Here is a 21,262-nt window from a genome sequence, read left to right as displayed (position 1 = left end):
ACAGGTGGCGCAGGATGCTCAAGCGCAGAACCAGCACGTGCAGCAGCACCAGTCCGAGCTGCACCTGGTGGCCACTGCGGTGACGCAGATGGCTTCCGCCACACAGGAAATTTCGCACAATGCCGAGACCGCCTCCGGTCAGGCCGTGGATTCGGTCAGCCTGAGTGTGGAAGGGCGTCGCCAGGTGGAGCGCAGCCAGCAGTCCATCGCGCTGCTGGCTGAAGAAGTCGAAGGGGCCGGGCGCATCATCGATGAATTGCACCGCCACTCCAACGAGATCAGCTCGATTCTCTCCACCATCGCCAGCATTGCTGACCAGACCAACCTGCTGGCCCTAAACGCGGCCATCGAGGCGGCGCGTGCCGGCGAGCACGGTCGTGGTTTTTCGGTGGTGGCCGACGAGGTGCGCGTGCTGTCCAAGCGCACCCATGAGTCCACCCGCGAGATCGAGGCGATGATCCAGGTGCTGCAGGACGCCACCCGCCAGGCAGTCGGGGTGATGGACAACGCCGCTGCCAAGGCATCGCAGAGTGTGACTGATGCCCAGGCGGCCAGTGACCTGTTGCAGCAGATCACCGATGCGGTCGGGCGGATCAACGACATGGCCGCGCAGATCGCCTCGGCGGCGGAAGAGCAGGCCTGTGTCACCGTGGAGGTCAACCGCAACACCGAGAACATCCGCGCCATGGGCGATCAGATGTCGCAGAGCAGCCATGCTGCCTCGGCAGCTGCCTCCAACCTGCAGGCGCTAGGCCGGCAGATCGGTAGCGAAGTGTCCAAGTTCGTGCTGTAGAAACAGCGGTTCGCCCCCTCGCCGTAGGAGCGGCTTCAGCCGCGAAGGCCACTGTCCGTGGCTGACACCGCTCCGCAAGGGAGATCGCATCCAGTCGGGCGGTGTTCTTCTTGCAGCAAATGCGATCGCGCTTCGTTGTCGACCTAATTCCTGTCGGCCAATATGCCGATCACCACGAAGATCAGGATCAGCACCGGCGCCAGTGTGTAGTTGTTGAAGTGCGCCAGGCCCTTGGCCAGCCAGGGTGTGAGGAAGACGATCGCCAGGCCGTAGCCGACCGCGCAGAACACCACGAACAGCAGGGTACGCAGGACGAAATTGAGGTTACCGATGGTGCGTTGAACCCAGGCGTTGATGGCTGGGCCGAACAGCACCAGCAGAGTGGCCATGATGGCCAGGGAGATATCGCCGAGGTGGCTGCGGCTCCAGCGCGAGAGGGTGACGATCAGGTCCAGTAGCAGATCCATTCAGGCTCCTTGGCAGGCTTAACGGTCAGTGCAGCGGCATCAGGGCTGCGCAAGCGAAGCGCTCAAGACTAACGGATTGTCGTGACGCTGTGGCGGAACTAGGCCAGGAACTGCTGCAGCAGATCGTTGAGAAACAACTGACCCTTTGCCGTGGCGACCAGCCGAGTTTCGTCGGCTTGCAGCAGGCCCAGGCGCTCGGCTTCGCGGCGTGCCTGTTCGAGCTGCTGCAACGGCAGGCCGGTGCGCTGGCTGAACAGCTCGGCCGGCGCGCCTTCGGTCAGGCGCAGCACGTTCATCAGAAACTCGAAGGGCAGCTCGTCGGCTTCCAGCAGGCGTTCACCGGCCTGGAATGCCTTGGCCGGGTCGAGGTAGTCCTTCGGCAGCCGGGTTTTCCAGGTGCGCTGGATGCGCCCTGCGGGTGTGCTCAGCTTGGCGTGGGCGCCGGCGCCGATACCGAGAAAGTCGCCGAAGGTCCAGTAGTTGAGGTTGTGCCGCGCCTGTTTGCCGGGCTGGGCGTAGGCGGACACCTCGTACTGCGCGTAGCTCTCGGCGGCGAGCAGCGCCTGGCCAGCTTCCTGGATGTCCCACAGCAGATCATCCTCGGGCAGCTCGGGCGGCTGGCTCCAGAACACCGTGTTCGGCTCCATCGTCAGTTGGTACCAGGACAGGTGCGTGGGGGCTTGGGCGATGGCGGTGCGCAGGTCGAACAGGGCGTCCTCGATGCTCTGCTCCGGCAGGCCGTGCATCAGATCGAGGTTGAAGTTGTCGAAGCCGGCAGCACGCGCCATATCAGCAGCACGGATGGCCTCGTTGCCATTGTGGATGCGTCCCAGCGCCTTGAGCTTGGCTTCCTGGAAACTTTGCACGCCGATGGATAGACGATTGATGCCCAGTGCACGGTAGCCCTTGAACTTGGCCTGCTCGAAGGTGCCGGGGTTGGCTTCCAGGGTGATTTCGATGTCCGGCGCGAAGGCGATGCGTCGCTCGACACCTTCCAGCAGGCGCCCCAGGGCAGGGTCGGAGAACAGGCTGGGCGTGCCGCCACCGAAGAAGATTGAGCTCAGCGGCCGGCCGTGGGCGTGCTGCACGTCGATGTCGAGGTCGGCGAGCAGCGCGTCGACGTACTCTTCTTCAGGCAGCGTCGGCCCGGCAGCATGGGAGTTGAAGTCGCAGTAAGGGCATTTGCGCACGCACCACGGGATGTGGATATAGAGCGCCAGGGGCGGGAGCAGGAAACTCCCGCCAGCGGAATCGCTCATGCCAGCCCCAGGCGCTGCTTGAGCAGGGCCATGGCGCGGGCGCGGTGGCTGAGGCGGTTCTTCTGCTCGGCGGGCAGTTCGGCGCTGGAGCAGCTGGTTTCCGGCACCCAGAACAGCGGGTCATAGCCGAAGCCGTACTCGCCACGGGCTTCATGCAGGATGCTGCCGTGCCACAGGCCTTCACAGAGGATTGGCAGCGGATCGTCGGCGTGGCGCACCAGCGCCAGGGCGCAGACGAACTGTGCGCTGCGCTCGGCTTCCGGCACGTCTTTCAGGGCGTCGAGCAGCTTGGCGTTGTTCGCCGCGTCGCCCTGGCCATCGGCATAGCGCGCCGAGTAGATGCCGGGCGCGCCGCCGAGGAAATCCACCGCCAGGCCGGAGTCGTCGGCCAGCGCTGGCAGGCCGGAGATGCGCGCGGCGTTGCGTGCCTTGAGGATGGCGTTCTCGACGAACGACAGGCCGGTCTCTTCCGGCTCGACCTGGCTGAACTCGCCGATGGAGCGCACGCGTACGGCATCGCCGAGCATGGCCTGCAGTTCCTTGAGCTTGCCGGCGTTATGGCTGGCCAGTACCAGCTCCTTGAGGTCGATCATGCGCATATTGCCTGTCAGTTGAACGTTGAATTACACACCATGTAGGAGCGGCGCGCCGCCGCGAATCAGGACGGCAACGTCCTGAAAGCTTCGTTCCGTGGCAGGGCTCCTACGCAAAGGTGCTGGCAGCGCCTTCAGCATCAGTCATCCGGGAACATTTCCTGATTGAAGGTGATGCGGTGCGTATTGTCGCCCTGGCGCACGTCGAGGGTGAAGCTGAGAATCTCGCGGCTGGAGAAGGGGAACTGTGCCAGGTAATAGATGGCGCCGCTCTCGGTGACCTGCCTGAAGGTCAACGCGGTGCTCTGCCCCAGCAGGTTCTTCACCTCTCCGCCGACCACGGCGGTGCTGGGTTTGCCGGCTTTGAGCACGGCGACGTTGATCACGCCCAGGGTCTTGCTGCGCACCAGGCCGGCGGCGCTGGCGATGTCCGGCTGCAGGAAGCTGGAGTTGAACACGCTGTAGTGCACGTCGAGGTCGCCGAAGCTCTGCTTGCGCTCGGCGGCGGACGGCAGGGCCAGGCACAGGGCGATCAGGAAGGGGATGATGCGGCTCATGATGTTCTCCTCGTTCAGACCGCGACGCGGTGGGCGGAGAGGTCCGCGCCGCTGATGCGGTAGATGCCGATCTCGCCCAGCAGGTTGGGCCAGATGCGGCTTGCCAGGCCATGGCGGTGGTCACGGTCCACTGCCAGGCGTTCTTCCACACGGGCACCCTGGGCGTGACAGAGACGCTCGAAGTCCTCGAAGGTGCAGAAGTGGATATTCGGGGTGTTGTACCAGGTATAGGGCAAGAAGTCCGACACCGGCATGCGACCTTTCGTCGTCAGGTACCAGCGGCAGCGCCAGTGGCCGAAATTGGGGAAGGTGATGATGCAGGTCCTGCCGACACGCAGCATCTCGGCCAGCACCTTGTCCGGGTAATGCAGCGCCTGCAGCGACTGGGTCATGACCACTACATCGAAGCTGTTGCTGGCGAAGTTGCCCAGGCCGAGGTCGAGGTTTTGCTCGATGACGTTGACGCCGCGCTCGATGCACAGGGCGATCTTGTCTGGGTCGATCTCCAGGCCATAGCCGGCCACCTGCTTGTTGTCGCGCAGCCAGGCCAGCAACTCGCCGTCACCACAGCCCAGGTCGAGCACACGGCTGCCCGGGGCGATCCATTCCTGGATGATGTCCAGATCCGCTCGCATGCTCATACCTCGATTCGCTTCATGTAGCTGTCGAACGCCTGCAGGTAACGCGGGATCGGCATGAGGAAGGCGTCATGGCCCTGCGGTGCGTCGATTTCCAGGTAACAGACGTTTTTCTTCGCCGCCGTCAGGGCGTCGACGATCTCCCGCGAGCGGGCGGGGGAGAAACGCCAGTCGGTGGTGAAGGACATCACGCAGAAGTCCGCTTTGGCGGCGGCCAGGGTCTTGGCCAGGTCGCCGTCGTTGGCGGCGGCCGGGTCGAAGTAGTCCAGCGCCTTGGTCATCAGCAGGTAGGTGTTGGCATCGAAACGGCCGGAGAACTCTTCGCCCTGATAGCGCAGATAGCTTTCCACCTGGAACTCGACACTGTGGAAGTCGTAGTTGAGCTTCTCGCTCTTCAGGCCACGGCCGAATTTCTCGCCCATGGCGTCATCGGACAGGTAGGTAATGTGGCCGACCATGCGCGCCAGCATCAGCCCGCGCTTGGGGATCACGCCCTGTTCCTGGAAATGCCCGCCGTGAAACTCCGGGTCAGTGAGGATCGCCTGGCGCGCCACTTCGTTGAAGGCGATGTTCTGCGCCGACAGCTTGGGCGCCGAGGCAATCGCCAGGCAGTGGCGTACGCGCTCGGGATAGCTGATGGTCCACTGCATGGCCTGCATGCCGCCGAGACTGCCACCGATCACCGCCGCCCATTGGGCGATGCCGAGCACATCGGCAAGGCGTGCCTGACTGTGCACCCAGTCTTCTACGGTCATCACCGGGAAGTCGGCGCCATAGGGCTTGCCAGTGGCCGGGTTGGCGCTGCTTGGGCCGGTGGAACCATTACAGCCGCCCAGGTTGTTGAGGCTGACGACGAAGAATTTGTTGGTGTCGATAGGCTTGCCGGGGCCGATGCAGCTGTCCCACCAGCCAGGTTTGCGATCGTCCGGGCTGTGATAGCCGGCGGCGTGATGATGGCCGGACAGGGCGTGGCAGATCAGCACGGCATTGCTGTGCGCGGCGTTCAGTTCGCCATAGGTTTCGACGACCAGTTCGTACTCGGCCAGGCTGCGTCCGCAGGCCAGTGCCAAGGGTTCGCTGAAACGGAACACCTGGGGGCTGACCAGACCGACGGAATCTTCGGGAAATGCAGTGGGCATGAAGGCGCTGCTAATGAATCGGAGGAGGGCGCCAGTCTAAAGAGCACCGACCCGAGCGGCAAGCGAGCTGGGCGCCCGCTCCGCTCTATAGGCTTTGCGGGCGCGCCGCTGTCGGCAGGCTGACCACCTTGCCCTGGCGCTGCACCGGTGCCGGGCGGCGCAGCACGCGCAACATGTCGCTGGCCTGGGCCAGCTGCTGTTCCAGCTCTTCCCGGTAGCGCGCCAGTTGCAGGCTGCGTTTGCGCGTCTGCTGAGTTTCCTGAGCCAAGGCCTTGAGGCGCAGCATGTGGCTTTCCAGCATCTGCTTGTGTTCCAGGGTGTGCTGCATCAGCGGCATCAGCGCATCGGCGGCCCATTGCTCGGCATCCAGGCGCAGGCGCTGGTGCAGGCCTATCACTTCCTGGGCCAGGGTGGCGAAGAAGCGCCGGGTCAGGCTGCGCTGCTCGGTGAGCAGGGTCTTCAGGTGCAGGCGGAACTGGTCGCCCTTTTCCTGCAGTTTCTTCAGCTCACGCAGATAACGCTGGGTCTTGAACTGCGGCGCGTCGACACCGCCGAGTGGGTTGTCTTCGTTATGTCGGCGATAGATGGCTGCAACCATCTTGTTGGCCATGTCGGCTTCGTGCTGCAGGTTGTGCAGATCCTGCTCGACGGCGCTGAAGAAATGCAGGATGGCCTGGTTGATGCCCAGGGTGGTCCAGCTGCCGGTGAGATTGCGGCGCACCTCGCTCAGGTGTTCTTCCAGGCGTTCGGCGCGTGCGGCGTGGCGCAGTAACTGACCCTGGCGCTGCAGCAGGCGCTGGTTGGTCTTCAGGCCGAGCAGGCGCTTGTGGTGCAGGCTGTGGTCTTCCTTGGTCTTGGCGGTCAGCTCGAACAGCAACTGGCCGTTGTCCTGCTGATGGTTGCCGAGCAGGGCCAGCTGTTCGTTGACTTTCTCCAGGCGCAGGCTGAGCACGTGTTGACTGTTATTGAGCAGCGCCAGGACCTGGCGCACCACGTTATCTTCGATCACGCGTTCCTTCTGCGCGACGATGCGCTCGCACAGCAGGTTCTCCAAATCGGCCATCTGACTGCGTGCCAGCAGTTCCTCGTCCTTGCGCACCTTGGCCAGCAGCGCCTGCTTGGCCGACAACGGCAGTACGTCCTGCTTGGCGATGCCCAACTGCTTGGCGGTGGCGCTCTGGATCTGGCCGATGGCGTTCTGCACGAAGGTCTCGCCTGCCAGGTCGTCCCACAGCACGTCGATCTTGTTGAGCACGGCGAACAGGCTGGTCTGGGTGTCTTCGTCGAGCTGGCGGATGTGCTGCTGCCAGATGCTCATGTCGCTGGCGGTGACGCCGGTATCGGCGGACAGCAGGAAGATGATCGCCTGGGCATTGGGCAGCATCGACAGGGTCAGCTCCGGCTCGCTACCGAGGGCGTTGAGGCCGGGGGTGTCGAGAATACGCAGGCCTTGACGCAGCAGCAGGTGGTCGAAGTTGACCATGGCGTGGCGCCAGGCCGGCACCAGTACCTGACCGCGCTTGCCGGTGCCTTCGAGCATATCCGGGTGGAAGCCGAGCTGGATCGCCTGCTCCACGGGCATCGGCTTGGTCTTGGCCACCTGGCTGAAAGCCAGCGCCATGTTGGCCGGGTCGCTGGTGTCCAGTGGGATGTTCACCCAGTGCCGCGGGATGCGTTTGAACTGAGCAACGCTGGCCGAGGCCGTGCGCGTCTCGATGGGCAACAGGCGAATGTAGGGGCGTTCCGAGCGCGGGTCGAAAAACAGTTCGGTCGGGCACATGGTGGTGCGCCCGGCATGCGAAGGCAGCATGCGTTGGCCGTATTCGGAAAAGAACAGGCTGTTGATCAGCTCGGTCTTGCCGCGCGAGAACTCGCCGACGAAGGCCAGGGTGATGTGGTCGGTACGCAGGATTTTCAGGGCGCGTTCGAGCTTGGCCTGAACTGCCTCGGAGTTGAGCCGGTTATGTTCCAGCCAGCTGCGATAACGCGTGATCTCGCGCATCAGTTCGCGTTTCCAGGCGACGTAAGCGTCAACCTGCTGGCTGAGACGTTCCATGCTCATCCTGGCTCTCCTCTCGGCAAGTTCATCCACTTGCTGGGGCTGCGTGACTGTTCGGTTGGCGTTGCCGCCAGGAAGCACGGCAATCGCGGGAATAACCTGCATTATGCGAGGTACAGGGCGGCCGTCAATTGGCTGCTAATACAGTCCCGCCTTGTGGTCGGGTCTGGTGGCTGAATGGTCATCAGGCACGCTGCAGGCCGGGAATCGGCGGCAGGTTTTTCGGAGAGCGAATGCGCAGGCGCTTTTGTCGATTGAGTTCGCCGCTTTCCAGATTAACCTGGCTCTTGGCCACGCCAAAAGCCTTGGCCAGAAAGGCCAGCAGATGCGCGTTGGCCTTGCCCTCGATCGGTGGGGCGGTGAGGCGGATCTTCAGCCGATCACCATGCAGCCCGGCGAACTCATCCTTGCTCGCCTTGGGTTGCAGGTGACAGTCGAGGATCAGGTCCTCGCCGTCCCAGCGGTAGAAACTTGCGGTCTTGATCGGCATACCCCTCATCCGGCGCTGCGCGCCACCTTCTCCCGGAGGGAGAAGGTCAGCAAGGAAGGTGTCGCTGCGCGACTATCATGCTAGAGGAAGGGGCTGAGCATCGGTGGCAGGCCGGTGGAAGCGGCCAGGCCGCCAATCACGAAGCGATCGATCAGGTTGATGGTGATGAAGGCGAAGATCGGCGAGATATCCAGGCCGCCGAGGTTCGGCAGCAGCTTGCGAAACGGTGCCAGCAGTGGCTCGCAGATCTGATTGACCAGCTGCGCACCGGGGTTGTAGCTGCCCGGGGCGACCCAGGAGAGGATCACGCTGATGATCATGGCGAAGAAGAACACCTTGAGAAACAGCGAGGTCACGCCGATCAGTGACCACACCAGCAGCTGCAGGATGAAACCGCCGACGTTGTAGCCCATCAGCGTCAGGGTGATGACCATCAGCAGTAGCTGCACCAGGATGGCCAGCACCAGCGAGGCCAGATCCAGCCCGGCGAATCCCGGAATGACTCGGCGCAGAGGCGTCACCAGCGGCTGCGTGGCCTTGACGATGAACTGGCTCAGCGGGTTGTAGAAGTCGGCGCGTACCAGTTGCAGGATGAAACGCAGCAGGACGATCAGCAGATACAGGCTGCCGAGGGTCTGAATGATGTAGATCAGGGCTTCGATGAGTCCGGACATGTTTGCTTCCCTTATTGACCCAGTTGTTCGGCCAGTTCGGCCGAGCGATTGGCGGCGGCATTCAGTGCCTGTTGTACCAGCGCTTCGAAGCCGCCGGCCTGGAAGGTGTTGATTGCTGCTTCGGTAGTTCCGTTCGGCGAGGTGACGCGGCGACGCAGTTCACTGGCTTCGACATCGCTCTCGCTGGCCATGCGCGCGGCGCCCAGCGCGGTCTGGATGCTCAGGCGCGCAGCGGTTTCACGCGGCAGACCGAGTTGCTCGCCCGCCGCCGTCATGGCTTCGATCAGCAGGAAGAAATAAGCCGGGCCGCTGCCGGATACGGCAGTGACTGCGTCGATTTGCGCTTCATTATCCAGCCACAGGGCCAGACCGACGGCGCTCAGTACCTGTTCGGCCTGGGCTTTCTGCTCGGCGCTGACGCGCGGGTTGGCGAACAGGCCGGAAACGCCCTGGCGCAGCAGCGCCGGGGTGTTGGGCATGCAGCGCACCACCGGGCGCTGGCCCAGCCAGCTTTCCAGGCTGGCGCAACTGATGCCGGCGGCGATGGAGATGATCACCTGATTCGGCGCGAGGTGCGGAGCCAGATCCAGGCATACCGCCTTCATGATCTGCGGCTTGACCGCCAGTACGATCAGGTCGGCGCCTTTGGTGGCTTCACCGTTATCCGCGAAGGTGGCGATGCCATGCTCCTGCTGCAGACGGGTGCGCTGTTCGCTGCCGGGCTCGCTCGCGCGGATGGCGCTGGCTGCCACGCCCTGCGCACGCAAACCGCCAATCAGGCTGGCGGCCATGTTGCCGGCGCCGATGAAGGCGATGATCGGGTTGCTCATTACGGGAGTTCCTTCATTCAATGGGTGGGCTGGCCGTAATCGCGGGCGCCGAACAGGGCGGTGCCGATGCGCACCCAGGTGGCGCCTTCGGCGATGGCGGCTTCCAGGTCATGGCTCATGCCCATGGACAGGGTATCGAGGTTCAACGCCAGGTCATCACGCAACTGGCGCAAGTGGGCGAAGGCGGCATGCTGCGCGGCGACATCGTCGGTAGGTTCGGGAATTGCCATCAGCCCACGCAGGCGCAGGTTGGGCAGGGCGGCGATGGCCTTGGCCAGTTCTGGCAGCGCTTCGGGGCTGCAGCCGGATTTGCTGTCCTCAGCGCTGACATTGACCTGCAGGCAGATATTCAGCGGCGGCAGGTGCGCAGGGCGCTGCTCGGAGAGGCGTTGGGCGATTTTCAGTCGATCCACCGAGTGTACCCAGTCGAAATGCTCGGCGATGGGCCGGGTCTTGTTAGACTGAATGGGGCCGATGAAGTGCCAGATCAAGGGCAGGTCGCTCAATTCGGCCTGTTTTTCCAGCGCTTCCTGCAGGTAGTTTTCGCCAAAATCGCGAAGCCCGGCTGCGTATGCTTCGCGAATGGCCGCTGCTGGTTTGGTCTTGCTCACCGCGAGCAGGCCGATATCCGCCAAATTGTGCTGCGAGGCTTGCGCCGCCTCACGGATGCGCGCTCCGACCTTTGCAATATTCTCTGCTATCGTGGACATTAATTGCGCTCTATAAAGCCCTACCTCTAGAGAGGGCGTCTACAAATTGCTGCGCTCGGCCATGCTGCGTTGAAGTCACCCTCAAAATGCTCATGTACAGCTCGTACACTGCGCTTTTTCGCCTGACTTCGTTTTGCCTGACCTTCGCTCGCTGCTTTGTAAACACCTTCTCAGGGTTTGCGGCATTCTACCTGCTTGCTTGTAATTGGGGAGTCCCATGGATATCACTGAGCTGCTTGCCTTCAGCGCCAAGCAAGGCGCGTCGGATTTGCACCTCTCGGCGGGTCTACCGCCGATGATCCGCGTCGACGGCGATGTACGCCGCATCAACCTGCCGCCGCTGGATCACAAGCAGGTACACGCGCTGATCTACGACATCATGAATGACAAGCAGCGCAAGGACTTCGAAGAGTTCCTCGAGACCGACTTCTCCTTCGAAGTGCCGGGCGTGGCGCGTTTCCGGGTCAACGCCTTCAATCAGAACCGTGGCGCTGGTGCGGTGTTCCGTACCATTCCGTCCAAGGTGCTGACCATGGAAGACCTGGGCATGGGCGACGTGTTCCGCAAGATCACTGACGTGCCGCGCGGCCTGGTGCTGGTCACCGGTCCCACGGGTTCGGGCAAGTCGACCACCCTGGCGGCGATGCTCGACTACCTCAACAGCAACAAGTACCACCACATTCTCACCATCGAAGACCCCATCGAATTCGTCCACGAGTCGAAGAAGTGCCTGGTCAACCAGCGTGAGGTGCACCGCGACACCCATGGCTTCTCCGAAGCCCTGCGCTCGGCACTACGGGAAGACCCGGACATCATCCTGGTGGGTGAGATGCGTGATCTGGAAACCATCCGCCTGGCGCTGACCGCCGCAGAAACCGGTCACCTGGTATTCGGCACTCTGCACACCACCTCCGCCGCCAAGACCATCGACCGCGTGGTCGACGTGTTCCCTGCCGAGGAAAAGTCGATGGTCCGTTCGATGCTGTCGGAATCGCTACAGGCGGTGATCTCGCAGACCCTGCTGAAGAAGATCGGCGGCGGTCGTGTCGCCGCCCACGAAATCATGATCGGCACCCCAGCCATTCGTAACCTGATCCGTGAGGACAAGGTTGCGCAGATGTACTCGTCTATCCAGACCGGTGGCGCGCTGGGCATGCAGACCCTCGATGCCTGCCTGAAGACGCTGGTGTCCAAAGGCCTGGTCAGCCGCGACAGTGCGCGCGAGAAGGCCAAGAGCCCGGAAAACTTCTAGGAACTGGTGTAGGAGCGGGCATCGCGAGCGAAGTTTTGTTCGCGAACAGAGTTCGCTCCTACGATTCGGCAGATGGCTGCCGCACGGCATTGCTCACGAAGCTGCGAGAACGACGATGGAATTCGAAAAACTACTGCGCCTGATGGTCGAAAAAGGCGGCTCCGACCTGTTCATCACCGCTGGCGTGCCGCCGTCGATGAAGGTCAATGGCAAGATCATGCCGGTGACCAAGAACGCCATGTCGCCGGAGCAGACTCGCGAGACCGTGCTGGGCGTCATGAACGAGGCGCAACGCCGCGATTTTGCCGAGAACCATGAGTGCAACTTCGCCATCAGTGCCCGTGGTATCGGTCGTTTCCGCGTCAGTGCCTTCTACCAGCGCAACCTGGTGGGCATGGTGCTGCGCCGGATCGAGACCAATATCCCTACCCTCGACGACCTCAAACTGCCGGAAATCCTCAAGAAGCTGGCGCTGACCAAGCGCGGCCTGGTCCTGTTCGTCGGTGCCACCGGTACCGGTAAGTCCACCTCGCTGGCGGCGATGATCGGTTACCGCAACAAAAACAGCAGCGGCCACATCATCTCCATCGAAGACCCGATCGAATACATCCACCAGCACCAGAGCTGCATCGTCACTCAGCGTGAAGTGGGCATCGACACCGAGTCGTTCGAAGTGGCGCTGAAGAACACCCTGCGTCAGGCGCCGGACGTGATTCTCATCGGTGAGGTGCGGACCCGCGAGACCATGGATCATGCCGTGGCCTTCGCCGAAACCGGCCACCTGTGCCTTGCCACCCTGCACGCCAACAACGCCAACCAGGCGCTGGACCGCATCATCAACTTCTTCCCGGCGGACAGGCAGAACCAGGTGTGGATGGATCTGTCGCTCAACCTCAAGGCCATCGTTGCCCAGCAACTGATACCGACCCCGGATGGCAAGGGTCGCCGCGCGGTCATCGAGGTGCTGATCAACACCCCATTGGCCGCTGACCTGATCCGCAAGGGCGAGGTGCACGAACTCAAGGGGCTGATGAAACGCTCGACCGAGCAGGGCATGCAGACCTTCGATCAGGCGCTGTACAACCTCTACACCCAGGGCGAGATCACCTACGAGGATGCGCTGCTCTACGCCGACTCGGCCAACGACCTGCGCCTGATGATCAAGCTCGGTTCGGAAACCGATGGTGATCACCTGACCAGCATGGCTCAGGGCCTGGCGCTGGAGGTCAGCGAGGAAGATCCGGGGCGTCGCTTCCGCTGAGGCCAGCAGACAGGGGACGCGAAGCGTCCCCTTCGTTTATCCGGGCAATGCGTTTGCCCTTCCTGCCTGCCAGCACCAATGCCTGGCCATCGCGCTGTGCGCCGGCGCGTGCTTCGCTCATCAGTTGCGGAATCAGTGGTCCTTCCGGCAGGTGCTTCCAGAATCGCGTTGGCAGATGCTGCTGCATCACCGTGCGATTGAGCCGTGCCGGGTTGAAGGTGCTGCCGTAGTAGGCACGCCACAGGGCCTGGCCGTCATCCTCGGGCTGTTGCGCCCAGGCTCGCCACTGCGCTGGGCAGCGGCGCTCATGCTGCAGGCGTTGGCCATCCCAGTAAACGCCATCACGCGATGTTGCGATCAGCCAGCTATGTTTGCCCAGACGCTCGGCGAAGTGGCCGCTGGCCGAGGCGAGAATGTCGTGCGCCGGTTCGAACCAGGCGACGAAGTCCGGCGCGCCCGCAGCTTTGCTCGGCTGAAAGCGCACGAAGGCGTGCAAGTGATGGGCCTCACGGCGCACGGCCTTGAGCCGACGATGCAGCTCACTGCCGTCGGGGTCACCGGCCAGTACGGCGCTGCGTTCGCCTTGCACGAAACGCCAGAGCACACGGTAGAGCAGGCTCCAGCGCTCGTCGCCCCGGTACTGTGCGGCGCTTTCCAGCAGTTCCAGCAGTTCGGGTGATACCCGCAGGCGACCGTTTGGCTCCGGCGCGCGTTCGGCGGGCTGGTCGAACAGGCCAGGCGCCGCTTCTTCGTCCAGCCATTGCAACTGGTGTGGTGCCAAGCCTTGCAGCAGTGCACGGCGCGCGGCCTGGCGCCAGGTGGCGAAGGTGCCGTCGAAGCTCAGGCTGTACATCACCACAACGCCATCTGTGCCGGTGTGTCGCGCAGTTGCTGGCGCAGTACCACTGACTCGTGTTCGGCACGTGGCGGCCGGTAATCCTGGGTGATGATGAAGGGCTTGGCCTTTTCCAGTACGCAGCGCAGGCGGGTCAGATCCTCATAGCGGATGCGCCGTTCCCGCCGCAGCGCACCCAGGCGCCGTGCGCTGAGCACGCCGATGCCGGGCACACGGGCAATCAGCGACTCGTCGGCGCGATTGAGGTCCACTGGAAACTGCTCGCGATTGGCCAGCGCCCAGGCCAGCTTGGGGTCGATGTCCAGCGCCAGGTTGCCAGGGCCGGCCAGCAGCTCCGTGGCGCTGAAACCGTAGCCGCGCATGAGGAAGTCGGCCTGGTACAGGCGGTGCTCGCGCAGCAGCGGCGGCGCCTCGAAGGGCACGGTCTTCGGGCTCTGCGGAATCGGGCTGAACGCCGAGTAGTAGACGCGGCGCAGGCGATAGTCGTGATACAGGCTCTGTGCGTTGTGCAGGATGGTGCTGTCATCGGTGGCATCGGCACCGACGATCATCTGCGTGCTTTGTCCGGCTGGGGCAAAGCGCGGTGCGCGGCGCTCTTCCTTGGCCTCGCGCTCGCCGAGATGAATGTTATGCATGGCTTGGTGGATGCTGCCGACATTCTTTTCCGGCGCCAGGCGAACCAGGCTGGTCTCGGTGGGCAGTTCGATGTTGACGCTGAGGCGATCGGCGTACAGGCCGGCTTCGGCGATCAGCTCTGGTGCGGCATCGGGGATGGTCTTGAGGTGAATATAACCGCGAAACTGGTGCTCCTGGCGCAACAGCTTGGCGACTCGGATCAACTGCTCCATGGTGTAGTCGGCCGAGCGGATGATGCCGGAGCTGAGGAACAGGCCGCTGATGCAGTTGCGCTTGTAGAAGTCCAAGGTCAGCGTCACCACTTCCTCGGGGGTGAAGCGCGCACGTGGTACGTCGCTGGAGCGTCGGTTGATGCAGTACTGGCAGTCGTACAGGCAGAAGTTGGTCAGCAGGACTTTGAGCAGCGCCACGCAGCGACCATCCGGCGTGTAGCTGTGGCAGATGCCCATGCCGTTGGTCGAGCCGATGCCGTCCTTGCCCTTGGAGCTGCGCTTTGGCGCGCCACTGCTAGCGCAGGAAGCGTCGTACTTGGCTGCGTCGGCGAGGATGGTGAGCTTTTCGATCAGTTGCATGGCAGGCGATATCTGTACTGTTTTTTTATACAGTATATGGGCATCGTACAGCTATCAAGTCATTCGTTGTGTTGCATCGTTTCTGCGAAAATGAAACCTTCACTCGGCGCGCAGCGTCATAGCTGCACCTCGTACAAGGAGTTCGTCATGCAACGACAGGATACGCACAGCAAGCTGATCGGCTATCTGCTGTGGATTTTCGGTTTTCTTGGTTCCCATCGCTTCTACTACGGCAAGCCGGTCACCGGCACCATCTGGTTCTTCACCCTGGGACTGTTCTTCATCGGCTGGATCATCGACCTGTTCTTGATTCCCTCGATGGATCGCGAGGCTGACCTGCGCTTTACCGCGGGGGATACGGACTACAACGTGGCGTGGATCCTGCTGACCTTCCTGGGTGTGTTCGGTGTGCACCGCATGTATCAGGGCAAGTGGATTACCGGGATCATCTACCTGTTCACCGGCGGCCTGTTCCTGATTGGTGTGCTCTATGACTTCTGGACGCTGAACACGCAGATCTCGATCAAGAACGCGCAGCGCGGTTGAGCGGGCGGCGACAATTGGCGGTGCGCGCGGCGCACCCTACGATCTTCGTGTCGTAGCCCGGATGCAATCCGGGGAAAATGAAAAGGGCATCCCATGGGATGCCCTTTTTCGTAATGCTGGCGGGATCAGTCTTCGCTGTCGTCGTCATCCCCGCCGTCGACCTTCATGCCCAGTTCCTTGATCTTGCGCGTCAGGGTGTTGCGACCCCAGCCCAGCAGCAGAGCGGCGTCGCGGCGGCGGCCGGCGGTGTGCTTGAGTGCGGTCTCGATCATGATGCGCTCGAAAGCCGGCACGGCGCTGTCGAGCAGGTTGGACTGGCCACGCGCCAGGGCCTGGTCGGCCCACAGGCGCAGCGCCTGCTCCCAGTTGGTCACTGGCGCTGCGTCCTGCGGTTGGGTCAGCAGCTCCGGCGGCAGGTCGTCGACATGGACCTCACGACCCGAGGCCATGACGGTGATCCAGCGGCAGGTGTTCTCCAGCTGGCGCACGTTGCCCGGCCAGGGCAGGTGCTTGAGGTAATCCTCGGTTTCGCTTTTGAGCAGCTTCGGCTCCACCGCCAGCTCCTGCGCAGCACGGGCGAGGAAGTGGTGAGCGAGGGTCGGGATATCCTCGCGGCGATCAGCCAGACGTGGGATATGGATGCGAATGACGTTGAGGCGGTGGAACAGGTCTTCACGGAACTTGCCGGCCTGTACCAGGGTTTCCAGGTTCTGGTGGGTGGCGGCGATGATGCGCACGTCCACCTTCACCGGGGTGTGGCCGCCGACACGGTAGAACTCGCCATCGGCCAATACGCGCAGCAGACGGGTCTGGGTGTCGGCCGGCATGTCGCCGATCTCGTCGAGGAACAGGGTGCCGCCATCGGCCTGCTCGAAGCGACCGCGACGCTGGTTGGCTGCGCCGGTGAAGGCACCTTTCTCATGGCCGAACAGCTCGGACTCCATCAGATCCTTGGGGATCGCAGCCATGTTCAGGGCGATGAAGGGCGCAGCAGCGCGCGGGCTGTGGCGGTGCAGGGCATGGGCCACCAGCTCCTTGCCGGTACCGGATTCACCATTGATCAGCACGGTGATATTGGAGTGGCTGAGGCGGCCGATAGCGCGGAACACCTCCTGCATCGCCGGCGCCTCGCCGATGATTTCCGGGGTGCGTGCCTGCGCTGCGGGCGCGGCCAGGCTCTGTTGTTCCTGGGCGTGCTGGAAGGCGCGCTTGACCAGCGAGACGGCCTCGTCGACGTCGAACGGCTTGGGCAGGTATTCGAAGGCGCCGCCCTGGTAGCTGGCCACCGCGCTGTCGAGGTCCGAATGCGCGGTCATGATGATCACCGGCAGGCGCGGGTACAGCTCGCGGATGCGGGCCAGCAGATCGAGGCCGCTGGCGCCGGGCATGCGGATATCGGAGATGATCACGTCCGGCTGCTGGCGGGTCAGGCGGGCGAGTACACCGTCGGCACTGTCGAAACTCTGGGTGGTCATGCCTTCCTGTTGCAGGGCCTTTTCCAGTACCCAGCGGATGGAACGATCGTCGTCGACAATCCAGACGGTTTCACTGCGGCTCATGGCGTGGGCGCTCCTTGTTCCAGCGGTAGGAAGATCGAGAATACGGTGTGGCCGGGATAGCTCTCGCACTCGATCAGACCCTGGTGCTGACTGATGATGTTCTGGGTGATGGCCAGGCCCAGGCCGGTGCCGTCGGCACGCCCGCTGACCATGGGATAGAAGATGGTTTCCTGCAGCTCAGGCGGGATGCCTGGGCCGTTGTCGATGATCTCGACCTTGACCACCAGGCGGTGGCGCGTGTGGCCGATGGTGAACTGGCGCAGGGTGCGGGTACGCAGGCTGATGCGCCCGAGACCCATGTCGTGCTTCTGTCCGGCGATGGCCTGCATGGCATTGCGCACGATATTGAGTACGGCCTGGATCATCTGCTCGCGGTCGATCAGCAGGTCCGGAATGCTCGGGTCGTAGTCGCGCACCAACGTGATGCTGCCCTGGCTTTCCGCTTCGATCAGGTTGGCGACGCGCTCCAGCACCTCGTGCACGTTGGTCATCGCCAGCGACGGCAACTTGTTCGAGCCGAGCATGCGGTCGACCAGGTTACGCAGGCGGTCGGCCTCTTCGATGATGACGTTGGTGTAGTCCTTGAGCTCTTCGTTGGGCAGTTCGCGCGACAGCAGTTGCGCTGCACCGCGAATGCCGCCGAGCGGATTCTTGATCTCGTGGGCGAGGCCGCGCACCAGCAGTTTGGTGGTCTCCTGCTTGGACAGCTGCGCCTCTTCCTTGGTGATACGCAGCAGTCGGTCGCGCGGGTGCACTTCCAGCAACAGAAGGGTTTCGCCCTTGCTGAACAGCGGGGTGACGGCGTAGTCCACGGTCAGCGTCTGGCCAGTGACCGAGGTCAGCACGGCTTCACGCTTGTTGAACGGATGAGCCTGTTCCACCGCCTGGCGCAGCGATGACAGCGCCTCTGGCGATTCGGTGAACAGGTCGCTGATGAACTGACCATGACTGCGCTGGCCGCTGACGGCCAGAAGCATTTCCGCCGCCGGGTTCATGTACTCAAGGCACAGCTGGCTGTTGAGCAACAGGGTGGCGGTGGTCAGGTTGTCGAGTAGCAGTCGATGCAGAGCGTCGTTGATGGTCATAGGCAGCGCATTCCGGCAATGGGCAGGAAAATGCAAGAAGCAAACCAAGGCCCCGAAAAGACGCATTTTTTATGGCCTGCCATCCCTGGTGGCCCCCATTTGGGCCGTCGCAAGCGAGGTCAAAAATGGCTTCCGGCAATTTTTGTGCGATCCGCCCGAGGTCTGGTGGCGTGGTAGCGAGGTTGGGTTGAGAAAAACGACCCAAAACAGGGAGAGCTTAGGAGGTGGTGCGTTCGATTGCACTATTAAGGTGCAATCGAATTCAGAAGAAGGGAAGGATGCTGGCCTCTTCCTTGGGCTTGTCTTTGAGTGGGCATTCGGGGCGAACGCCGTATTCATCCTTCTTGCACGGATTGATCTTGCGCTTCTGTGCCAGGGTCATGCGGTGCATGTGGAAGGGCTGCGCCGGTGTGCGCTCGACGATGAGTCCGGCGGAATCAATGATTTCTGCCACCAGTTGGTGCGTACCACGGTCGACGTGCTGCAGGGAGAACACCGGGCTGCGGCTTGTCTCGCCCTGGGGTTCGCCGTCGAGCCGCAACCGGTAGCTGTGGCCGGGCAGCAGGCCTGGCTCGCTGGTGAGGGTGACGATCATGTCGCCGGAACCGTTGTGGATCGAGGCGTCCGGCTCAGGCACAAGAATGCGCAGCACCTGATAGTGCACGGTCGGTTTGCTTACCGCAGCTGGCGGGGCCATGCGCACCGTGGGTTGGGATTGGCTCATTTCCGCGCTGTTGGACGGCGCCAGCATCACTCGTTCGGCAGTGCTGTTGCGCGGCTTGTCAGTGAATACGCGGTTACCTTCAGCATCGACGTAGGTATAGACCTGAGCCGAGGCTGCCTGGCTGATGAACAACAGGCAGAGCAGCAGTGTACGCATCATGATCAGTTCGTAGGTCTCGGAGTCGGGCGCGGTGGCGTTACAGGTGGACGGGCAGGGCTGTTGACGCTGATGCGCTGCACGGTGAAAGTTTCGGTGGCGCTCTGCTGGACGATGCGTTCGCCAGCGACGACCGCTACCGCCACGCTGTGTTCGCCGCGCTCGACATTGGTCAGCTGCAGGCTCGGCACGTTGCCGGCCTGACCGTATGGCTTGCCATCGAGAATCAGTCGGAGCTGGTGGCCGGGCTGCAGACGTGGCTGGATGTCCACTCCAACGACGAAGGTGCCGTTGTTGGCGCGCATGGCTTCATCATCAGGGATACCGGTCAGGCTCAGTGTGGAATAGGGTGCCGCACTCTGTGCTGAGGTGTCGCCGCTGATGTCTGCGGGAATGCTGGGTTTCTGCGTCTCTACCGTATTGGTTGGTGGCAGGTTGACGCTCTCGGCTGCTGCGCCATCGGGCGGCTGATTGGTGAAAACCGTGTTGCCGTTGGCGTCGATGTATTTGTAGATCTGCGCACTGGCCGGCAAGGCCAGGGCAAGCAGCAGGCAGGCGAGTAATGGGCGCATGGGCCGATCCTTCCACGGATGATGCGCTAAGCCTTGCACTGCTGGCGGTTCCTGGCAAGCGCAGGGCGCCATGGCTGTGATGTTTGGCTACAAATCGGCGCGGGCCGTGGGCGCGGATTACTTAGGGCGTCGTGGAGTACTGAGCTGTGCGCAGCATCTGCTGCATAGTCTCGGGTTTTCGGTGCGCGCGGCGCACCCTACCGGTGGAAAATGAAAAAGCCCCGCCAGGCAGAGCCGGGCGGGGCTTTCGAGCGCGCTGCACGAGGCGGCGCGAGACTGGTTTAGACGCTGTAGTACAGGTCGTATTCCAGCGGGTGTACGAAGGTACGTACCTTGATTTCTTCTTCGGATTTCAGCTCGATGTAGGCATCGATGAAGTCGTCGGAGAACACGCCGCCCTTGGTCAGGAACGCACGGCCCTTGTCCAGCTCTTCCAGGGCTTCTTTCAGGCTGCCGCAGACTTGCGGGATCAGCTTGCCTTCTTCTGGTGGCAGGTCGTACAGGTTCTTGTCGGCCGCATCGCCAGGGTGGATCTTGTTCTGGATACCGTCGATACCGGCCATCAGCAGAGCTGCGAAGGCCAGGTACGGGTTGGCAGCCGGGTCCGGGAAGCGCGCTTCGATACGGCGGGCTTTCGGGCTGGAAACGTAAGGAATACGGATCGAGGCCGAGCGGTTACGCGCCGAGTAGGCCAGCATTACCGGAGCTTCGAAACCTGGGACCAGACGCTTGTAGGAGTTGGTCGACGGGTTGGTGAAGCCGTTCAGAGCCTTGCCGTGCTTGATGATGCCGCCGATGAAGTACAGAGCGGTATCGGACAGGCCGGCATAGCCTTCGCCGGAGAAGGTGTTCTTGCCATCTTTGGAGATGGACATGTGCACGTGCATACCCGAGCCGTTGTCGCCGTACAGGGGCTTCGGCATGAAGGTAGCGGTTTTGCCGTAGGCGTCGGCTACGTTGTGCACGCAGTACTTCAGGGTCTGAACTTCGTCAGCCTTGGCAACCAGGGTGTTGAACTTCACGCCGATTTCGTTCTGACCGGCAGTCGCCACTTCGTGGTGGTGAACTTCGATGACCAGGCCCATTTCTTCCATGGCATTACACATGGCAGTACGGATTTCGTGGTCGTGGTCGCACGGCGGAACTGGGAAGTAACCACCTTTGACTGCTGGACGGTGGCCCTTGTTGCCGCCTTCGACGTCGCCGTCGGTCATCCAGGAACCTTGCTCGGAGTAAATCTTGAACATCGAGCCGGAGATGTCGGACTTGAACTTCACTTCGTCGAAGATGAAGAACTCGGGCTCCGGGCCAACGAATACGGTGTCACCGATGCCGGTGCCTTTGAGGAACTCTTCAGCGCGCTTGGCGATGGAGCGCGGGTCGCGATCGTAGCCTTGCATGGTGCTCGGCTCGATGATGTCGCAGACCAGGATCAGGGTCGGCTCTTCGGTGAACGGATCCAGAACGGCGGTATCGTCTACCGGCATCAGGATCATGTCGGAGGCTTCGATGCCTTTCCAGCCATGGATGGACGAGCCGTCGAACATCTTGCCGTGCTCGAAGAAATCTTCGTCCAGGGCATCACGGGCCGGCATGGTCACGTGGTGCTGCTTGCCCTTGGTGTCGGTGAAGCGCAGGTCTACCCACTTCACGTCGTGTTCTTTGATCAGTTGAACAGCCTTAGACATGTTGTCCTCCAGGTGGAAAAGGCTCTTATCGATAAGCCTTGAAGATGCGGTGAAGCCCGGCGGGATAGTCCTCCAGGGCGACCTGCCTCACAAGGGAGCAAATTGCATGCCAGTGCCCTTTATTGGGCAGAAGCCACGAAACTCAG

22 protein-coding genes are annotated in these 21,262 nt (G+C 62.5%); 4 read left to right on the top strand and 18 right to left on the bottom strand.

Annotated features, from left to right (window positions below):
* The first annotated feature begins 88 nt into the window (after positions 1-88).
* Entirely contained in the window at positions 89-793 is a 705-nt protein-coding gene (locus tag GV002_RS24675; protein ID WP_372241846.1) for a methyl-accepting chemotaxis protein, read from the top strand.
* 143 nt (positions 794-936) lie between these two features.
* On the opposite strand, the gene GV002_RS20285 is transcribed toward GV002_RS24675, so the two are convergent.
* The 11 genes from GV002_RS20285 to GV002_RS20235 form a co-directional block, all read right to left on the bottom strand.
* Positions 937-1,260, bottom strand: coding sequence for a DUF3392 domain-containing protein (locus GV002_RS20285; protein WP_017675845.1), 324 nt, complete (start codon positions 1,258-1,260; stop codon positions 937-939).
* Between the two features lie 98 nt (positions 1,261-1,358).
* Positions 1,359-2,519 (bottom strand): radical SAM family heme chaperone HemW, encoded by a 1,161-nt coding sequence (gene hemW / locus GV002_RS20280; protein WP_160020052.1) that lies wholly within the window; start codon positions 2,517-2,519, stop codon positions 1,359-1,361.
* Positions 2,516-3,112, bottom strand: coding sequence for an RdgB/HAM1 family non-canonical purine NTP pyrophosphatase (gene rdgB, locus GV002_RS20275; RefSeq protein WP_160020051.1), 597 nt, complete (start codon positions 3,110-3,112; stop codon positions 2,516-2,518). Before rdgB ends, hemW begins: the two co-directional genes overlap by 4 nt.
* A 140-nt stretch (positions 3,113-3,252) precedes the next feature.
* Positions 3,253-3,669 carry a DUF4426 domain-containing protein gene (locus GV002_RS20270; RefSeq protein ID WP_160020050.1) on the bottom strand — a complete coding sequence of 139 codons (417 nt, stop codon included), beginning with the start codon at positions 3,667-3,669 and terminating at the stop codon, positions 3,253-3,255.
* A 14-nt stretch (positions 3,670-3,683) separates the two neighbouring features.
* The gene (metW, locus tag GV002_RS20265) at positions 3,684-4,304 is read right to left on the bottom strand and encodes a methionine biosynthesis protein MetW (protein ID WP_160020049.1); all 621 of its coding nucleotides are present in this window, start codon (positions 4,302-4,304) and stop codon (positions 3,684-3,686) included.
* A 2-nt stretch (positions 4,305-4,306) separates the two neighbouring features.
* Positions 4,307-5,446 (bottom strand): homoserine O-succinyltransferase MetX, encoded by a 1,140-nt coding sequence (locus tag GV002_RS20260; RefSeq protein ID WP_160020048.1) that lies wholly within the window; start codon positions 5,444-5,446, stop codon positions 4,307-4,309.
* Between the two features lie 85 nt (positions 5,447-5,531).
* On the bottom strand, positions 5,532-7,508 hold the full coding sequence (locus GV002_RS20255) for a dynamin-like GTPase family protein (RefSeq protein WP_160020047.1): 1,977 nt from the start codon (positions 7,506-7,508) through the stop codon (positions 5,532-5,534).
* 181 nt (positions 7,509-7,689) lie between these two features.
* Positions 7,690-7,995, bottom strand: a complete 306-nt coding sequence (locus GV002_RS20250; RefSeq protein WP_160020046.1) for a DUF167 domain-containing protein — start codon at positions 7,993-7,995, stop codon at positions 7,690-7,692.
* Between the two features lie 80 nt (positions 7,996-8,075).
* The gene (locus tag GV002_RS20245; RefSeq protein WP_160020045.1) at positions 8,076-8,669 is read right to left on the bottom strand and encodes a YggT family protein; all 594 of its coding nucleotides are present in this window, start codon (positions 8,667-8,669) and stop codon (positions 8,076-8,078) included.
* Positions 8,670-8,680: 11 nt separating this feature from the next.
* Complete coding sequence (gene proC, locus GV002_RS20240; protein ID WP_160020044.1) at positions 8,681-9,499, bottom strand: pyrroline-5-carboxylate reductase; 819 nt, start codon at positions 9,497-9,499, stop codon at positions 8,681-8,683.
* Positions 9,500-9,516: 17 nt separating this feature from the next.
* The gene (locus GV002_RS20235) at positions 9,517-10,209 is read right to left on the bottom strand and encodes a YggS family pyridoxal phosphate-dependent enzyme (RefSeq protein WP_160020043.1); all 693 of its coding nucleotides are present in this window, start codon (positions 10,207-10,209) and stop codon (positions 9,517-9,519) included.
* A gap of 217 nt (positions 10,210-10,426) precedes the next feature.
* On the opposite strand from GV002_RS20235, the gene GV002_RS20230 reads away from it, so the two are divergent.
* Both GV002_RS20230 and GV002_RS20225 read left to right on the top strand, forming a co-directional pair.
* Positions 10,427-11,461 carry a type IV pilus twitching motility protein PilT gene (locus GV002_RS20230; RefSeq protein WP_160020042.1) on the top strand — a complete coding sequence of 345 codons (1,035 nt, stop codon included), beginning with the start codon at positions 10,427-10,429 and terminating at the stop codon, positions 11,459-11,461.
* Positions 11,462-11,576: 115 nt separating this feature from the next.
* Positions 11,577-12,722, top strand: coding sequence for a PilT/PilU family type 4a pilus ATPase (locus tag GV002_RS20225; RefSeq protein ID WP_160020041.1), 1,146 nt, complete (start codon positions 11,577-11,579; stop codon positions 12,720-12,722).
* Here the strand turns inward: GV002_RS20225 and GV002_RS20220 are convergent.
* Positions 12,688-13,575: a TIGR03915 family putative DNA repair protein gene (locus GV002_RS20220; protein ID WP_160020040.1), complete on the bottom strand. Its 888-nt coding sequence runs from the start codon at positions 13,573-13,575 to the stop codon at positions 12,688-12,690. The genes GV002_RS20225 and GV002_RS20220 overlap by 35 nt on opposite strands.
* The gene (locus GV002_RS20215; RefSeq protein WP_160020039.1) at positions 13,575-14,786 is read right to left on the bottom strand and encodes a putative DNA modification/repair radical SAM protein; all 1,212 of its coding nucleotides are present in this window, start codon (positions 14,784-14,786) and stop codon (positions 13,575-13,577) included. The genes GV002_RS20220 and GV002_RS20215 overlap by 1 nt, the downstream gene beginning before the upstream one ends.
* Positions 14,787-14,933: 147 nt before the next feature.
* Between GV002_RS20215 and GV002_RS20210 the strand changes: the two genes are divergently transcribed.
* The gene (locus tag GV002_RS20210; RefSeq protein WP_021490398.1) at positions 14,934-15,332 is read left to right on the top strand and encodes an NINE protein; all 399 of its coding nucleotides are present in this window, start codon (positions 14,934-14,936) and stop codon (positions 15,330-15,332) included.
* Between the two features lie 125 nt (positions 15,333-15,457).
* Here the strand turns inward: GV002_RS20210 and ntrC are convergent, their stop codons facing one another.
* From ntrC to glnA, 5 genes are all read right to left on the bottom strand, one after another.
* Positions 15,458-16,891, bottom strand: a complete 1,434-nt coding sequence (ntrC, locus tag GV002_RS20205) for a nitrogen regulation protein NR(I) (RefSeq protein ID WP_160020038.1) — start codon at positions 16,889-16,891, stop codon at positions 15,458-15,460.
* Positions 16,888-17,976 carry a nitrogen regulation protein NR(II) gene (gene glnL / locus GV002_RS20200; protein ID WP_017675830.1) on the bottom strand — a complete coding sequence of 363 codons (1,089 nt, stop codon included), beginning with the start codon at positions 17,974-17,976 and terminating at the stop codon, positions 16,888-16,890. The genes ntrC and glnL overlap by 4 nt, the downstream gene beginning before the upstream one ends.
* A gap of 262 nt (positions 17,977-18,238) precedes the next feature.
* The gene (locus GV002_RS20195) at positions 18,239-18,856 is read right to left on the bottom strand and encodes a DUF4124 domain-containing protein (protein WP_160020213.1); all 618 of its coding nucleotides are present in this window, start codon (positions 18,854-18,856) and stop codon (positions 18,239-18,241) included.
* Positions 18,857-18,861: 5 nt separating this feature from the next.
* Complete coding sequence (locus tag GV002_RS20190; RefSeq protein ID WP_160020037.1) at positions 18,862-19,428, bottom strand: DUF4124 domain-containing protein; 567 nt, start codon at positions 19,426-19,428, stop codon at positions 18,862-18,864.
* Between the two features lie 281 nt (positions 19,429-19,709).
* The gene (gene glnA, locus GV002_RS20185) at positions 19,710-21,116 is read right to left on the bottom strand and encodes a glutamate--ammonia ligase (protein ID WP_160020036.1); all 1,407 of its coding nucleotides are present in this window, start codon (positions 21,114-21,116) and stop codon (positions 19,710-19,712) included.
* Positions 21,117-21,262: the final 146 nt, after the last annotated feature.

The sequence above is a fragment of the Pseudomonas sp. 8O genome (assembly GCF_902506495.1).
In the GTDB taxonomy this organism is placed as follows: Bacteria; Pseudomonadota; Gammaproteobacteria; order Pseudomonadales; family Pseudomonadaceae; genus Aquipseudomonas; species Aquipseudomonas chaetocerotis.
Note: the sequence above shows the minus strand (reverse complement) of the source record. Positions and strands in the feature narration are given on the sequence as shown.

What these genes read in the sequence shown, in the direction of transcription:
- hemW (WP_160020052.1), bottom strand. Translation starts at nt 2,519, where the DNA reads ATGAGCGATTCCGCTGGCGGGAGTTTCCTGCTCCCGCCCCTGGCGCTC.
- rdgB (WP_160020051.1), bottom strand. Translation starts at nt 3,112, where the DNA reads ATGATCGACCTCAAGGAGCTGGTACTGGCCAGCCATAACGCCGGCAAG.
- proC (WP_160020044.1), bottom strand. Translation starts at nt 9,499, where the DNA reads ATGAGCAACCCGATCATCGCCTTCATCGGCGCCGGCAACATGGCCGCC.
- glnL (WP_017675830.1), bottom strand. Translation starts at nt 17,976, where the DNA reads ATGACCATCAACGACGCTCTGCATCGACTGCTACTCGACAACCTGACC.
- GV002_RS20220 (WP_160020040.1), bottom strand. Translation starts at nt 13,575, where the DNA reads ATGTACAGCCTGAGCTTCGACGGCACCTTCGCCACCTGGCGCCAGGCC.
- ntrC (WP_160020038.1), bottom strand. Translation starts at nt 16,891, where the DNA reads ATGAGCCGCAGTGAAACCGTCTGGATTGTCGACGACGATCGTTCCATC.
- GV002_RS20230 (WP_160020042.1), top strand. Translation starts at nt 10,427, where the DNA reads ATGGATATCACTGAGCTGCTTGCCTTCAGCGCCAAGCAAGGCGCGTCG.
- GV002_RS20235 (WP_160020043.1), bottom strand. Translation starts at nt 10,209, where the DNA reads ATGTCCACGATAGCAGAGAATATTGCAAAGGTCGGAGCGCGCATCCGT.
- glnA (WP_160020036.1), bottom strand. Translation starts at nt 21,116, where the DNA reads ATGTCTAAGGCTGTTCAACTGATCAAAGAACACGACGTGAAGTGGGTA.
- GV002_RS24675 (WP_372241846.1), top strand. Translation starts at nt 89, where the DNA reads ATGGCTTCCGCCACACAGGAAATTTCGCACAATGCCGAGACCGCCTCC.
- GV002_RS20215 (WP_160020039.1), bottom strand. Translation starts at nt 14,786, where the DNA reads ATGCAACTGATCGAAAAGCTCACCATCCTCGCCGACGCAGCCAAGTAC.
- GV002_RS20260 (WP_160020048.1), bottom strand. Translation starts at nt 5,446, where the DNA reads ATGCCCACTGCATTTCCCGAAGATTCCGTCGGTCTGGTCAGCCCCCAG.
- GV002_RS20210 (WP_021490398.1), top strand. Translation starts at nt 14,934, where the DNA reads ATGCAACGACAGGATACGCACAGCAAGCTGATCGGCTATCTGCTGTGG.
- GV002_RS20225 (WP_160020041.1), top strand. Translation starts at nt 11,577, where the DNA reads ATGGAATTCGAAAAACTACTGCGCCTGATGGTCGAAAAAGGCGGCTCC.
- GV002_RS20255 (WP_160020047.1), bottom strand. Translation starts at nt 7,508, where the DNA reads ATGAGCATGGAACGTCTCAGCCAGCAGGTTGACGCTTACGTCGCCTGG.
- GV002_RS20245 (WP_160020045.1), bottom strand. Translation starts at nt 8,669, where the DNA reads ATGTCCGGACTCATCGAAGCCCTGATCTACATCATTCAGACCCTCGGC.
- GV002_RS20270 (WP_160020050.1), bottom strand. Translation starts at nt 3,669, where the DNA reads ATGAGCCGCATCATCCCCTTCCTGATCGCCCTGTGCCTGGCCCTGCCG.
- GV002_RS20190 (WP_160020037.1), bottom strand. Translation starts at nt 19,428, where the DNA reads ATGCGCCCATTACTCGCCTGCCTGCTGCTTGCCCTGGCCTTGCCGGCC.
- GV002_RS20285 (WP_017675845.1), bottom strand. Translation starts at nt 1,260, where the DNA reads ATGGATCTGCTACTGGACCTGATCGTCACCCTCTCGCGCTGGAGCCGC.
- metW (WP_160020049.1), bottom strand. Translation starts at nt 4,304, where the DNA reads ATGCGAGCGGATCTGGACATCATCCAGGAATGGATCGCCCCGGGCAGC.
- GV002_RS20195 (WP_160020213.1), bottom strand. Translation starts at nt 18,856, where the DNA reads ATGCGTACACTGCTGCTCTGCCTGTTGTTCATCAGCCAGGCAGCCTCG.
- GV002_RS20250 (WP_160020046.1), bottom strand. Translation starts at nt 7,995, where the DNA reads ATGCCGATCAAGACCGCAAGTTTCTACCGCTGGGACGGCGAGGACCTG.